This window comes from Bradyrhizobium sp. 199 (assembly GCF_023073355.1).
Classification (GTDB): Bacteria; Pseudomonadota; Alphaproteobacteria; order Rhizobiales; family Xanthobacteraceae; genus Bradyrhizobium.
Window position 1 is genome coordinate 485,456 of the sequence record NZ_JADPJI010000005.1, and the last position, 13,265, is coordinate 498,720.

The 13,265-nt window shown below is 65.2% G+C and carries 14 protein-coding genes; 7 read left to right on the plus strand and 7 right to left on the minus strand.

Annotated features, from left to right (window positions below):
* Nucleotides 1-2: 2 nt before the first annotated feature.
* Both IVB28_RS10625 and purB read right to left on the minus strand, forming a co-directional pair.
* Nucleotides 3-1,175, minus strand: a complete 1,173-nt coding sequence (locus IVB28_RS10625) for a M20 aminoacylase family protein (RefSeq protein WP_247526014.1) — start codon at nt 1,173-1,175, stop codon at nt 3-5.
* A gap of 129 nt (nt 1,176-1,304) precedes the next feature.
* Nucleotides 1,305-2,612, minus strand: coding sequence for an adenylosuccinate lyase (gene purB / locus IVB28_RS10630; RefSeq protein ID WP_247526015.1), 1,308 nt, complete (start codon nt 2,610-2,612; stop codon nt 1,305-1,307).
* A gap of 573 nt (nt 2,613-3,185) precedes the next feature.
* On the opposite strand from purB, the gene IVB28_RS10635 reads away from it, so the two are divergent.
* On the plus strand, nt 3,186-3,773 hold the full coding sequence (locus IVB28_RS10635; RefSeq protein ID WP_247526016.1) for a TetR family transcriptional regulator: 588 nt from the start codon (nt 3,186-3,188) through the stop codon (nt 3,771-3,773).
* Between the two features lie 28 nt (nt 3,774-3,801).
* Here the strand turns inward: IVB28_RS10635 and IVB28_RS10640 are convergent, their stop codons facing one another.
* The 3 genes from IVB28_RS10640 to IVB28_RS10650 form a co-directional block, all read right to left on the minus strand.
* Complete coding sequence (locus IVB28_RS10640) at nt 3,802-4,107, minus strand: hypothetical protein (protein ID WP_247526017.1); 306 nt, start codon at nt 4,105-4,107, stop codon at nt 3,802-3,804.
* A 112-nt stretch (nt 4,108-4,219) separates the two neighbouring features.
* On the minus strand, nt 4,220-4,870 hold the full coding sequence (locus IVB28_RS10645) for a response regulator transcription factor (protein ID WP_247526018.1): 651 nt from the start codon (nt 4,868-4,870) through the stop codon (nt 4,220-4,222).
* 7 nt (nt 4,871-4,877) lie between these two features.
* Complete coding sequence (locus IVB28_RS10650; RefSeq protein WP_247526019.1) at nt 4,878-6,248, minus strand: histidine kinase; 1,371 nt, start codon at nt 6,246-6,248, stop codon at nt 4,878-4,880.
* Nucleotides 6,249-6,434: 186 nt separating this feature from the next.
* Between IVB28_RS10650 and IVB28_RS10655 the strand changes: the two genes are divergently transcribed.
* The 5 genes from IVB28_RS10655 to IVB28_RS10675 all read left to right on the plus strand — a co-directional run bounded on the left by IVB28_RS10655 (nt 6,435) and on the right by IVB28_RS10675 (nt 10,785).
* Nucleotides 6,435-7,220: a MotA/TolQ/ExbB proton channel family protein gene (locus IVB28_RS10655; protein ID WP_247526020.1), complete on the plus strand. Its 786-nt coding sequence runs from the start codon at nt 6,435-6,437 to the stop codon at nt 7,218-7,220.
* Nucleotides 7,217-7,903, plus strand: a complete 687-nt coding sequence (locus IVB28_RS10660) for a hypothetical protein (RefSeq protein WP_247526021.1) — start codon at nt 7,217-7,219, stop codon at nt 7,901-7,903. Before IVB28_RS10655 ends, IVB28_RS10660 begins: the two co-directional genes overlap by 4 nt.
* On the plus strand, nt 7,896-8,501 hold the full coding sequence (locus IVB28_RS10665; RefSeq protein ID WP_247526022.1) for a hypothetical protein: 606 nt from the start codon (nt 7,896-7,898) through the stop codon (nt 8,499-8,501). The genes IVB28_RS10660 and IVB28_RS10665 overlap by 8 nt, the downstream gene beginning before the upstream one ends.
* A 116-nt stretch (nt 8,502-8,617) precedes the next feature.
* The gene (locus IVB28_RS10670; protein WP_247526023.1) at nt 8,618-9,358 is read left to right on the plus strand and encodes a metallophosphoesterase family protein; all 741 of its coding nucleotides are present in this window, start codon (nt 8,618-8,620) and stop codon (nt 9,356-9,358) included.
* A gap of 5 nt (nt 9,359-9,363) precedes the next feature.
* The gene (locus IVB28_RS10675) at nt 9,364-10,785 is read left to right on the plus strand and encodes a bifunctional serine/threonine-protein kinase/universal stress protein (RefSeq protein WP_247526024.1); all 1,422 of its coding nucleotides are present in this window, start codon (nt 9,364-9,366) and stop codon (nt 10,783-10,785) included.
* Between the two features lie 6 nt (nt 10,786-10,791).
* Here the strand turns inward: IVB28_RS10675 and IVB28_RS10680 are convergent, their stop codons facing one another.
* The gene (locus IVB28_RS10680) at nt 10,792-11,184 is read right to left on the minus strand and encodes a hypothetical protein (RefSeq protein ID WP_247526025.1); all 393 of its coding nucleotides are present in this window, start codon (nt 11,182-11,184) and stop codon (nt 10,792-10,794) included.
* Between the two features lie 314 nt (nt 11,185-11,498).
* Nucleotides 11,499-12,200, minus strand: coding sequence for a ribulose-phosphate 3-epimerase (gene rpe, locus IVB28_RS10685; RefSeq protein WP_247526026.1), 702 nt, complete (start codon nt 12,198-12,200; stop codon nt 11,499-11,501).
* A gap of 254 nt (nt 12,201-12,454) precedes the next feature.
* Between rpe and IVB28_RS10690 the strand changes: the two genes are divergently transcribed.
* Nucleotides 12,455-13,252, plus strand: a complete 798-nt coding sequence (locus tag IVB28_RS10690; protein WP_247526027.1) for an EF-hand domain-containing protein — start codon at nt 12,455-12,457, stop codon at nt 13,250-13,252.
* Nucleotides 13,253-13,265 lie beyond the last annotated feature (13 nt).

Genomic DNA, 13,265 nt, shown 5'->3' on the forward strand with positions numbered 1-13,265 from the left:
AATCAACCCGCCGGCATCCGCGTCTCGACCAGCCGCGCCCAAAACGAGGCGCCGTGGCCAAGGATGTTGTCGTTGAAGACGTAGGACGGGTGATGGCATTCGTTGCCGTCGCCCATGCCGACCAGCACCATCGCGCCGGGACGCGCCTCAAGCATGAAGGAGAAGTCCTCGGCGCCCATCATCGGGATGAACTTGTCATTGACGCGGTCAGTGCCGACGATGTCGCGGGCGACGTCGGCGGCAAGCCCGGCTTCGCGCGCATGGTTCATCGTCACCGGATACATCCGCGTGTATTTCGTCTCGGCTGAGCCGCCATAGGCGCGGGCGACGCTCTCGGCAACCTCGCCGATGCGGCGCTCGACGAGATCGCGCACCTCAGGATCGAGCGTGCGCACGGTCCCGCCGAGCTCGGCGATTTCAGGGATGATGTTGAAGGCCGTGCCGGAGTGGAATTGCGTGATCGAGATGACCGCCGACTTGAGCGGATCGACGTTGCGCGCGACGATCGATTGCAGCGCATTGACGATCTGCGAGCCGATCAGCACGCTGTCGACGGATTTGTGCGGACCGGCGCCGGCGTGGCCGCCCTTGCCATGGACGGTGATCTGGATGTTGTCGGAGGAAGCGAGCATCGCGCCGGGCGTGGTTGCGAAATGGCCTTCCGGCAGGCCGGGCATGTTGTGCATGCCGTAGACCTCCTGGATGTTCCAGCGCGTCATAAGCCCGTCCTCGACCATGGCCTTGCCACCGCCGCCGCCTTCTTCGGCGGGCTGGAAAATCACGATCGCGGTGCCGTCGAAATTGCGGGTCTCGGAGAGGTATTTGGCGGCACCCAGGAGCATCGCGGTGTGGCCGTCATGGCCGCAGGCATGCATCTTGCCGGGGACCTTCGACGCATAAGGCACGCCCGAGGTCTCCATGATCGGCAGCGCGTCCATATCGGCGCGCAGGCCGATGGTCTTGCCGGAGGCGGACTTGCGGCCGCGGATCACGCCAACGACTCCGGTGCGGCCGATGCCCGTCACCACCTCGTCGCAGCCGAACTCCCGCAGCTTGTCGGCGACGATGCCGGCGGTGCGGTGGACCTCGTAGAGCAATTCGGGATTCTCGTGGAAGTCATGGCGCCAGGCGGCCATTTCGTCGGAGAGGGCGGCAACGCGGTTGACGATGGGCATGAGGGAGATCCGGTTTTTGCGGGTTTCGTCGTCATTCCGGGGCGATGCGACGCATCGAACCCGGAATCTGGAGATTGTAGCGCGAAATTCCGGGTTCACGCTTCGCGTGCCCCGGAATGACGAAGAATGTCAGCTCTCCCCGAAGACGCGCTTGAAGATCGTGTCGACGTGCTTGAAGTGATAGCCGAGGTCGAACTGCTCGTCGATCTCGGCGTCGGTGAGATACTTCTTCACTTCAGCGTCCTTCTTCAGCAGCTGCAGGAAGTCGCCCTCGCCGCGCCAGACCGGCATGGCGTTGCGCTGCACGAGCTTGTAGGCGTCCTCGCGGCTCGCGCCCTTCTGCGTCAGCGCCAGCAGCACGCGCTGGGAGTGCACGAGGCCGCCGAGGCGGTCGAGATTCTTCTGCATGTTGGCGGGATACACCAGGAGCTTGTCGATCAGGCCGGCGAGGCGCACCAGCGCGAAGTCGAGCGTGACGGTCGCATCCGGACCCATCATGCGCTCGGCCGACGAGTGCGAGATGTCGCGCTCGTGCCAGAGCACGACGTTCTCCAGAGCCGGCGTCACATAGGCGCGGACCATGCGCGAGAGGCCGGTGAGGTTCTCCGACAGCACCGGGTTGCGCTTGTGCGGCATCGCGGAGGAGCCCTTCTGCCCCTCGGAGAAGAACTCCTCGGCCTCCAGCACCTCGGTGCGCTGCATGTGGCGGATCTCCACCGCGATGCGCTCGACCGAGGAGGCAATCACGCCAAGGGTCGAGAAGTACATCGCGTGGCGGTCGCGCGGGATCACCTGCGTCGAGATCGGCTCCGGCACGAGACCCATGGCCTTTGCGACATGCTCCTCGACGCGGGGATCGATCTGCGCAAATGTGCCGACAGCGCCGGAGATGGCGCAAGTCGCGACTTCCTTGCGCGCCGCGATCAGGCGCTCCTTGGCGCGCGTGAATTCGGCATAGGCATAAGCGAGCTTGAGACCAAAGGTCACGGGCTCGGCGTGGATGCCGTGGCTGCGACCGATGGTCGGGGTCATCTTGTGCTCGAAGGCGCGCTTCTTCAGCGCTGCCAACACCTTATCGAGATCGGCAAGCAGCAGGTCGGCGGCGCGGGTGAGCTGGACGTTGAGGCAGGTGTCGAGCACGTCGGAGGAGGTCATGCCCTGATGCACGAAACGCGCCTCGGGGCCGACGATCTCGGCAAGGTGAGTGAGGAAGGCGATGACGTCGTGCTTGGTCTCGCGCTCGATCTCGTCGATGCGGGCGACGTCGAAGGTGGCGTTCCTGGCTTTTTCCCAAACCGTCTTGGCGGCGTGCTTGGGGATGGTCCCCAGCTCGGCGAGGGCGTCCGCCGCGTGCGCCTCGATCTCGAACCAGATCTTGAACCGGGTCTGCGGCTCCCAGATGGAGGCCATTTCCGGGCGGGTATAGCGGGGGATCATCTGACGGCTCCAAAGAGGTGGGCGGGGACGCCCCAAGGGAGGCTAGGGGCGCAGGCTCCGGCCAAAATGCTTTTTACGCCGCGATTTAGCAGAGCGGCGAGGGCGAAACAAACGGTCCCGGCCCGCCGAGCGAGTTATGGAGCGGCTAATCCAGCGGTGGGGGGCTGAGACAGCCCGCCCCCGCAGATCAAAAAATGGATGTCAATCACGGATCATTGACTGACAGATATTGAAATCTGTCAGCGAGACGTGTATATCCGTTCTCGGACGCTCCGATTGGGCGTCTCGCGACAAGCCCCGGGGAGCCTGACATCCGAAGCAATCTCGGATCGGAGGGCGGATTGAAGAACGGGACCGCGGACGAATGGAGACTTGGACGATGACCACCGAAATCCTCAATTTGACCGGCGTGATTGGGCATTGGCTCAATGTGCTGGTCGCGCGCCAGATCGCGGCGCAGGCTGCAAAACTGCCTCATTAAGGCATAGGCTTTCCGAAACGACCGGTCAGGGCGCTTCGGAAGCGGCCCTACTGCCGGGGTAACTGAGCCCTCAACGGGAACATGGTGCTGGCATGAATGAAGCTGTTGTCTTGACGCCGGAGCGGATCCTCGAAGTCACCGAGGACGTGCTCAGGCGCTTCGGACTTGCCAAGGCCACCGTGGTCGACGTTGCCCGTGCGCTCGATGTGAGCCACGGTAGCGTCTACCGCCATTTTCCGAGCAAGGCCTCGCTGCGCGAGGCCGTCGCCAAACGCTGGCTCGACCGCATCGACGCGCCGTTGCGCGCGATCGTCGAGGAGCAGGGCCCGGCGCCGGCCAGGCTCGAACGCTGGCTGCGTACGCTCTTTGCTGCCAAGCGTTCGCGCGTCCTCGACGACCCCGAGATGTTCGACACCTATCTGACGCTGGCGCGCGAGGCATGCGCAGCCGTCAAGTGTCACAAGGATACCATGATCGACCAGATCGCGGCGATCCTGGGCGACGGCGTAAAGCAAGGCGTGTTCGCTGTGGACGACGTCAAGACCACCGCGCGTGCCGTCTTCGATGCCACCGTCCGCTTCCACCACCCGGCTCATGCCGACGAGTGGAGGGACGCCGATCTCTCCGCACGCGTGGATGCGACGCTGGCGCTGCTGCTGCGCGGGCTGAAGGCGGGATAGACCGCCGCACCTCCTCACCGCGTACCAGTCACACCCGCGCCTTCTGAAGATCGACGCCATTGTGAGCCGGCGTCGAGGACGCCGAGCGTCTCCGCGCATGGACGTTCGGCTCGGACGAGGGCACGACCGGGGGACTTTCCGGATAGGCATTGACCGCGATTTCGACGGCATCCTTTGACCGCTTGCGCAGGCGGTAGAAGGTCAGCTCCTGTTCGAGCATGGGGCAACGGAAGTGAACGACGGCGGTGTCCGGCAGACGGCAGAGTTCGTCGATAAGCTCGCCTACTGTGATGATTGGGGGATGGTCGACTGCGTTGTGATGACCCTTACTCATGACCTATGACTCCTTCACTCCGATACTAACCGGACAGGGATGGTCTCCGTTCCAATTTTGTTCAACAGATTGAGAAGCTTCCCGGGGCCGGCACGGTCTGGCAGCTCTGCTGCTAGATCCTCGTCAGCCCGCACGTCGCCGCGAGGCGCACCAGCTGCGCATCCGTGCGCGCGCCGGTCTTGGTTTTGATGAGGTAGTGATAATTCTGCACCGTCTTCACGCTGAGATTGAGGTGCGCCGCGATCTCCTCGGTGGTGGCGCCGCCGGCGAACTGGCGCAATATCTCGATCTCGCGTTCGCCCAGTTGATCCAGAACTGAGCCGGTCGACAGGCTGTCCTCGGCGAGGATATGCGCGATGTCGTCGCTCATCGCGCGTTCGCCGCGAGCAACACTGCGGATGGCACCTACCACTGCGGACGGCTCGCTGCTCTTGGTGACGAAGCCGCTCGCGCCTGCGCTGAAGGCGGCTTTCACCAGCACGGCCTCGTTGTGCATGGTGAAAACGAGGATCCGCGCCCGCGGGCTGCGCGCGCGGATGTTGCGGATCGCCTCCAGCCCGCTCGCGCCCGGCATCGAGATGTCGAGCACGACGACGTCGGGATCATGCGCCTTGAAGGCGCCGTAGGCGTCCGCGGCGTTGTCGGCTTCCGCCACGACATGCAGATCGCCCTGGCTTTCCAGCACGCGCCGATAGCCTTGCCGGACGATCGGATGGTCGTCGACGAGCAGCACGGAGATGCCTGTTGCTGCAACCTCGCTCATTTCGGCCTCACGCGGCGAGCGGGATGGTGGCGGCGACACTGAGGCCATTGCGGGCAGGCAGGATCGACAGCGATCCACCGGCGGCCGCAACGCGTTCGCGGATGCCGGTGAGGCCGAAGCCGGCCGATTGCGCGACGCGCTCCGCATCGCCGCCGCCGTCGTCCTCGACCCGGATCAGGAGCGCGTCATCGTCGCCGGCACGCCGTTCGATCCGCAAAGAGATCTCGCGTGCCGCACCGTGACGCAGCGCGTTGGTCAGACATTCCTGCGCCACGCGATAGGCGGTGGTGGCGGCCGGTCCGCGCACGTCCGTCAGATCACCCCTGAGGTCGAGCTGGATCGTCGGTCGCGCCGCGCTCTGCGAGCGCCAGCTGTCGACGAGATTGACGAGGCTCGCCTCGAGTCCGAGCTCCACGGGCAGGGGATTGCGCAGGCGTTTCAGCGCATCGCGGAGCGAGGCCATCAGATGATGGGTAGCCTGCGAGATCATGCGTGCATCCTGTGCGATGCCGTTGTCCCTCTTGTCTTTCGCGCTCGCCGTTTCGATCGTGTTGGCGAAGGCGAGAATGGCGGAGAGATTCTGTCCGAACTCGTCGTGGAGTTCGCGGGCGAGGGCGCGGCGCTCGTCGTCGCGGATCTCGATCAGGCGTCGCGTCAGGGCGGCGCGCTGCTCGGTCGCCTCCTCCAGCCGGGCGCCGAGCGCATCGACGGCGCTGCCGATCATCGCCAGCTCCATAGAGCGGAAGCGCGGCAGCTTGGTGCGATACTGTCCGCGAGCCATGCGCTGCAAGGCGGTCACGATCGCGCGCGCCGGTGCCAGCGCATGCGCGATCGCCAGCGAAGCCAGTAGCGCAATCGCTGCCGCCATCAATAGCGCGACGTCGATCACGTTGAGGATGTACTCCCAAGCGAGCGAGATGGCGGCTGCGGCATCCGGCGTCGCGACCACGGTGCCGGCAGAAGCGGCGCGGGGGCTGACCGGCCGCACCACTTCGGCATGGTTGCCGAGGAAGGTCGGCACAACAGCGGCGAACCAGCGTGGCGGCGCCTTGCCTAGCCCCTCGCTCTGTCCGCAGAGCGGCTTCTCGAACGTTGTAGCGGGCTGGAACTCGACGCAGACGCCGGGCGAGATCAGCTTCATGGTCTCCAGGGTGCGCCAGTCCGGAACGGGCAGGAGATGCTCGCGCGCTCTGCTGCTGCGCAACAAAAGCTCGCGCCAATACAGGGCCTGAAGCGCCTGCGCGACCCGCTGTGCCGAGGCCGCAGTCGCCCGGTCGACGCTGCGATAGGCGTCGAACGTGGCCCATAGGGTTGCCGCGCCAAGGCAGAGTGCCACGATAAGCAGCAGACGGGCGACGAGCTGAAGCACGAGGCGCATGCGATCACCCCCAACGTTTGATAAGCTCAGCCTAACAACGCCACCGCGCCTTGCCAATCGCGGGGTATGGCGGAATTGCAGCTCGGGCAAATTTCCCACGCCGGATTGGGCATGGGTCTTTGGACCGGACGCGGCGGCTTTGATCTAATCGGGTGGGGAATCGTTGCAAGCCAGGAGCGGTGCGGCATGAGTTCGATGACGATTGGACCGATCGCGCCGTCCGCGACCGACCCATCCGAGCGCAGCGCGCTCCTGTTCTGGATGATCTTCACGGGGCTGTCGATCTTCGCCGTCGTGCTGCTGTGGCGGTTCGGCCTGATCCGCCTGATGCTGACCTCGGACCGAACGTACATTTCGAGCGTCATCGCGTTGCTCTATGTCGTCACCTGCGGCCACTGCTTCCTGCGCACGCGCGCGATCGCCCGTGAGGGGGCCGCGGCGCGGCGCTGCCGGGCGATGCTATCGGCTACCGGCGGCAGCAAGGCGCTGGAGGCGGGGGCGACTGCGCTGCCGCGCGGCCTCGTACGCGATCACATCGAGAGCCTGGTGACCAAGGCCGCCGCGCAGGACTACCGGCCGGTCGACCAGACCCTGTTGCTGCGGACGCTCGCGGACCGGCTGCGCGGCTCCAACGGCTTTGGTGCCTTCGTCTCGGACACGCTGATGAAGCTCGGCCTGCTCGGCACCATCGTCGGCTTCATCATCATGCTGGCGCCGATCGCGGGGCTGGACGCCGCCGACAAGGTCGCGATGCGCTCCTCGATGGGGCTGATGAGCGACGGCATGGCGGTCGCGATGTACACGACGCTCGCCGGCCTCGTCGGCTCGATCCTGGTCCGCATCCAGTATTACATGCTCGACGCTGCAACCCAGCGGGTGTTCTCGGATGCGGTTGTGCTGACCGAGACCTATGTGACGCCGGTGCTTGAGCGCCAAGGTGCTGGAATCAAAGGCGACGGGACCTCGTCATGATGGATGATTTCGGTCTCTATCCACGCGAGGAGCCGTTCGATCCGCTGGGCGTGATGCTGTTCAAGGCGCTCCAGGTGATCGCGTTTCTCTTCTTCCTGGCGCTGCTCGCGGTCTCCCCGGACGCCAAGGAAGGCAAGATCGACTCCAAGGCCGAGTTCATGATCACGCTGGACTGGCCGGACAGCCACCCCGACGATCTCGACCTGTTCGTGCAGGATCCCGCGGGCAATATCGCCTGGTATCGCCACCGCGAGGCCGGCTTCCTCACGCTCGACCGCGACGACCGGGGCGGCGCCAACGACTTCATCATGGTCAACGGCAAGAAGATTGCCTCGCCGATCCGCGAGGAGATCGTCACGGTGCGCGGCATCGTGGCCGGCGAGTATACCGTCAACGTCTCGCATTTCGTGGCGACGACCGGCGAACCCGTGACAGCCAATGTGAAGGTGCAGAAGCTCAATCCGACGGCGCAGGTGGTCTTTGACAACAAGTTCACGCTCGATCACACCGGCGACGAGAAGACCGCCGTACGGTTCCGGCTCGATGCCGAGGGCAAGGTCGTCAATGTGGACCAGCGGCCGAAATCGCTGCTGGAGACGTTCCGCAGCGGTTGGCGCAACGGCGCCGATCTCGATCCGAGGACCGGTGTGAGCAATAACGCTGCGAGGGTGCGTCGTGACTAGCCTGCAAACGGTCATCCTGACGCTGTCGCTCGCCTACGCCGTAATCGGCTCGCTGCTGCTGGTCGTGCTGGTCTATGCGCGCCTGCACTGGTCGCTCAAGGCGGTCGCCGTGGTCGTGACCAGCGCCTTCTACGTGGTCAGCTTCACCGAAATGCGCGGGCTGCTCGGCTGGGCCAGCGCCGACCGGCTGCCGACCACCTTCAAGCTGCTGAAGGCCCGCATAGTCGAGCCGCATTCGCTTCAGGGCGATCCCGGCTCGATCTATCTGTGGGTCGAGCAGCTGGATGAAGACAATCGCCCGAGCGGCATCCCGCGGGCCTTCCGCGTGCCCTACAATGACAGGCTCGCCGACAAGACCCATGCTGCGGAGAACGAGATCGCGCTGGGACATCCGCAAGGCGGCCGCGCGGCCGATTTCGGCGGCGGCGATGGCAGCCTCATCGACATGGTCCGCGAATATGTGACCCCCAAGACGATTTTGGAGACGACCGGCGGCGATTCCTCGACCGGCGAGTTCATCGCCCCGCCTGCCGGTGCACAAGGCGCGGTGTTCACGCCGATCCCGCCGCCCCGGATGCCCCCGAAGGACGAGCAATAGGCCCTTCACCGTCGTGACAGTGGCGCGCTGGTAAACGGCGCGGCGCTGGCGCATCTCTTGACCTCCCTCAATTTGGCCTTATCGGCTTTCGATAAGAACCTGAGGGTGGAGGGTGCGTGCTCCTAGCTGTCTTCTCGGATATCCACGGCAACCGGCAGGCCTTCGAGGCCTGTCTGAAGGTCGCCCGTGCGAAGGGCGCCGAGCGGTTCGTCCTGCTCGGCGATTTCGTCGGTTATGGCGCCGACCCCGAATGGGTGGTGGATACCGCGATCGAGCTCGTTGCCCAGGGTGCTGTCGCCGTGCGTGGCAATCACGACCAGGCGGTCAATTCCTCGGCAGAGACCATGAATGCCGAGGCGCAAATCGCGATCGAGTGGACCCGCGGCCGGCTCGACACCGCGCAGCGGCGGTTCCTGGCGGAATTGCCGATGCTGATCGAGGACGGCGGTCGTGTCTTTGTGCATTCGGAAGCCTCGAGCCCGCAGCGGTGGCACTATGTCCGCTCGACGGCCGACGCCGCCAAGAGCCTGATTGCGACGCCGGCCCATGTCACGTTCTGCGGCCATATCCATCGTCCCGCGCTCTATTCGATGTCGGTGACGGCGAAGATGACGAGCTTCGTGCCGAAGACCGACGTCCCGGTGCAGCTGCTGAGCGGACGGCAATGGCTTGCCGTGCTCGGCTCGGTCGGCCAGCCCCGCGACGGCGATCCGTCGGCAGCCTTCGTCTTGTTCGACACCGACTCATGCCAGATCACCTATTGCCGCGCGCCTTATGACATCGCGACCGCAGCAAGCAGGATCCGCGACAACGGCCTGCCGCACTGGCTTGCCGACCGCTTGTCGCAGGGGCGCTGACGGCCATGCCCAAATCACTGGTCAAATCCGGCGCGGAGATCGACGGTTACACCATCGGTGAATGCGTTCATGCCGGCGGCATGGCGACGCTGTGGACGGTCACCCATCCCGGCATCGACGTGCCCTTGCTGATGAAGATCCCGCGGGTGTCGGAGGGCGAGGACCCCGCCGCGATCGTCTCCTTCGAGATGGAGATGATGATCCTGCCGCGGCTCGCGGGCCCGCACGTCCCGACCTGCTTCGGCACCGGCGATTTCGCGCGTCAGGCCTATGTCGTGCTCGAGCGCATCGGCGGCACCACGCTCTACAAGCGGCTGCCGGACCTGCCGCTGCCGTATGACGAGGCGCGCCAGCTCGTCGCCAAGATCGCAACCGCGCTTGCCGATCTGCATCGGCAGAACGTGATCCATCACGACATCAAGCCGAGCAGCATCATGTTCCGTGAAAGCGGCGAGGCGGTGCTGATCGACTACGGCCTGTCGCATCACAGCAATCTGCCGGATCTCTTGCAGGAGGAATTCCGCCTGCCTTACGGCACCGCGCCCTACATGGCACCCGAGCGGTTGTCTGGGGTGCGCGACGATCCGCGCAGCGATCTGTTTTCGCTCGGCGTGCTGCTGTATTTCTTCACCACCGGCGAGCGGCCGTTCGGCGAGGGCGAGACGCTGCGTGCGATGCGGCGCCGGCTGTGGCGCGATCCCTATCCGCCGCGCAAGCTCCGTGCCGACTACCCGCCCTGGCTTCAGGAGGTGGTGTTGCGCTGTCTCGAGATCGAGCCGGTGTGGCGCTATCCGACGGCGTCCCAGCTCGCCTTCGATCTCGCCCATCCGGACCAGGTCAAGCTCACCACGCGCTCGGAGCGGGTCAAACGGGATTCCCTCGGTGTCGCATGGCGCCGCCGCTTCAACCAGGGCGTCATGGCGCCGCACGCGAAGTCGGATGTCGCCGCCCAAATCGCTTCGAGCCCGATCCTCGCGGTTGCGCTCGACACGGTGGAGGGTACACCGGAGCTGACCGAGGCGCTGCGCGTGACCACCGAGCGCATTCTCGCCACCTTGCCGTCGGCGCGGCTTGCCTGCGTCAACGTGCTCAAGCTGAACCGGATCGCGATTGACCGGAGGCTGGACGAGCAGGGATCCAACAAGCATGTCGACCGTCTGGTGGCGCTCCGGCATTGGGCGACGCCGCTCAAATTGGACGAGAGCCGGCTGTCGGCTCATGTGCTGGAGGCGGTCGATCCCGCCGCCGCCATCCTGGAGTTTGTCGAGGTCAACCATGTCGACCACGTCATCATCGGCGCGCGGCAGGGCTCATTCAGGCGAACGCTGCTCGGCAGCGTCTCGGCCAAGGTGGCCTCGGAAGCGGCCTGCACCGTCACCGTGGTGCGGCCGCCGCGGATGGCCGGGGATGCGGAGGAGACCGTCTAGGCCGGATCAGGCCGCGTGAGCAGTGTGCGGGACGCGCTTGCGGCGGATCGGCCAGGAGAATTGCGGGCCGGGATCGCCATGATCCGCGCTGCCGCCAAAATACTGGATGATCTCGCGGCAGGGCTCGCAATTGAACAGGTTGCGCGAGGCGGATGCCTTGGTCATTTCCTTCAGGCAGTTCGGGCAGTGCGGTTTCATGGAGTTGTTCCGGAAAGGAATGTCAGTGTCGGCGCTGCGAGGGAACGAATGGTCGAGGTCCGTCGTGTCCGGCCCGGCGTCGTCGTCCAGCCCGCCGTCGGCGCGCTCGAGGCGGCCGAAGAAATAATCGAGGCCGGGATGCGGGCGACGCGGGATCCGGCACCTGCGCTTCGGCTGGCGCTTCACGAGTGCGATCTGCATGGCGCTCAGCCCCGCCGACGATGAAGGTGGATGACGCGGGCAGAAGCTGCGGCTTTCGCCGGTCGTGCCACGTAGAAGCTGCGAGCCGCAATCGCCGCATTGAACGCTAACCACAACGCTACGCCAGTCCAGATCAGGGTCGCCGTCATAAGGTCCTCCCGTCAAAAGCAGGCAGGAATCACTTGCGTTGATTTGCGCGAATCAGTGAAGTCCGGGTGAGTACGGATCAACACTGCAATTTTAGGCATTGCGCGTTGCAACAACCGTAAAAGCCGCGGCATTTCCTGTCATCCCCATGCGCCGCTTGATCCAGCTCAAATCGCTTCGCCGCGGGCCCCTAGCGCCGCGTTGCGGATCGCGGCGATGTTGGTCTTGTAGGCTTCCTGCGTGCCGCCCCTGAATACGGACGTGCCGGCGACGAAGGCGTTGGCACCGGCCGCGGCGAGCGCGCCCGCAACATCGGGCCCGACGCCGCCGTCGACCTCGATGTCGATCGGGCGTCCTGCCGTCATCGCGCGGATGTCGCGGATCTTGTCGATCGCGGAGGGAATGAAGGCCTGGCCGCCGAAGCCGGGATTGACCGACATCACCAGCACGAGGTCGACGAGGTCGAGGACATATTCGAGCGTGGTGACCGGCGTGCCGGGATTGAGCGAGACGCCGGCCTTCTTGCCGAGCGCGCGGATCGCCTGCAGCGAGCGGTGCAAATGTGGACCGGCCTCCGCATGCACGGTGATGTGGTCGCAGCCGGCTTTCGCAAAGGCCTCGAGATAGGGATCACAGGGCGAGATCATCAGATGCGCATCGAACACCTTCTTTGTGTGCGGGCGCATCGCCTTGATGACGTCGGGGCCGTAGGAAATGTTGGGAACGAAGTGACCATCCATCACGTCGAGATGGATCCAGTCGGCGCCGGCGGCGTCGACGCTACGCACCTCCTCGCCAAGCCTTGAGAAATCCGAAGCCAGGATCGAGGGCGCGATTGCCAGGGGGCGGGGGGCGAAGGCTTGGGTCATGGCGCTTTTTTCCCGTGGCGGCCGTGAAAGATGGGCCTCGCCTAACATGGGCCTCGGTAGCGGGCAATGCAGTGGAGGCGTGCTTCCTGTGGGCGGAAATTTCTGCCGCGACCGGCATGAATTGCCGGCGTTCCCGGGCCGTCCAAGGCGGGGTGGCGGCGGAATTCATTGAACTTTTTGCGCTGGCACGACGCTTGCTGACGTTACCTGAAAGAACATTGGCCGCGGCATGCCGCGTCGTTTGGAGTTGTGCAATGTTGTTAGCCCTTGGCGCGGTCTCCAGTGCCCTCGACGTGATCCAGTCGCTGACGAATTCGAAGGCGTCCTCGTCGACGCAGAAGGCCGGGTCAACGCAGAAGGCCGGATCTTCCCAAGGCGCAACCAACCCGTTCGCGGTCGACAGCGCGGGCAGCATGACGACCCCGTTGGTCAGCTCAGGCAGTCCTCCACAGATCGCGCCGGCGACCATGAGCGCGCTGCTCGCCGCGCAGAGCCAATCGACCGACGGCGCCAGCAGTTCGGCGACCTTGACCTCTTCGAATTCGTCCTCCCAGGCGTCGAAGGGCCGGGAGGCTGCGCTCAAGGATCTGTTCTCGCAGATCGATGCGGACGACGACGGCAGCATCAGCAAGTCCGAGTTTGAGGACGCGCTGGGCGCCGGCGGCACCAACCTTGCGCAGGCCGACGACGTGTTCTCGAAGCTCGACGCGAACTCCGACGGCAACGTCAGTCTCGATGAGATGTCGAAGGCCCTGAAGAGCGGCCACCACGGACACCATCACGCGCAAGGTGCCGGCGCTTCGGGCGATGGATCGGATTCCTCGTCGCAGTCCAAGGGCGGGTCGACCTCGACCACGACGACAGCTGCCGACGGCTCGACCACGACGACCGTCACCTATGCCGACGGCTTCAAGATGTCGACCACGGTGCCGGGCGCCTCCAGCCCGCGTAATTCGGCCTATGATCTGTTCGCGCAGTTGATGCAGCGGCAAGGCGGGCAGGGGCAGGGCTCTTCGGCGGCTGTCGGCTCATCCATGTCGATGAGCGTGTGAGCGTCATCCGAGC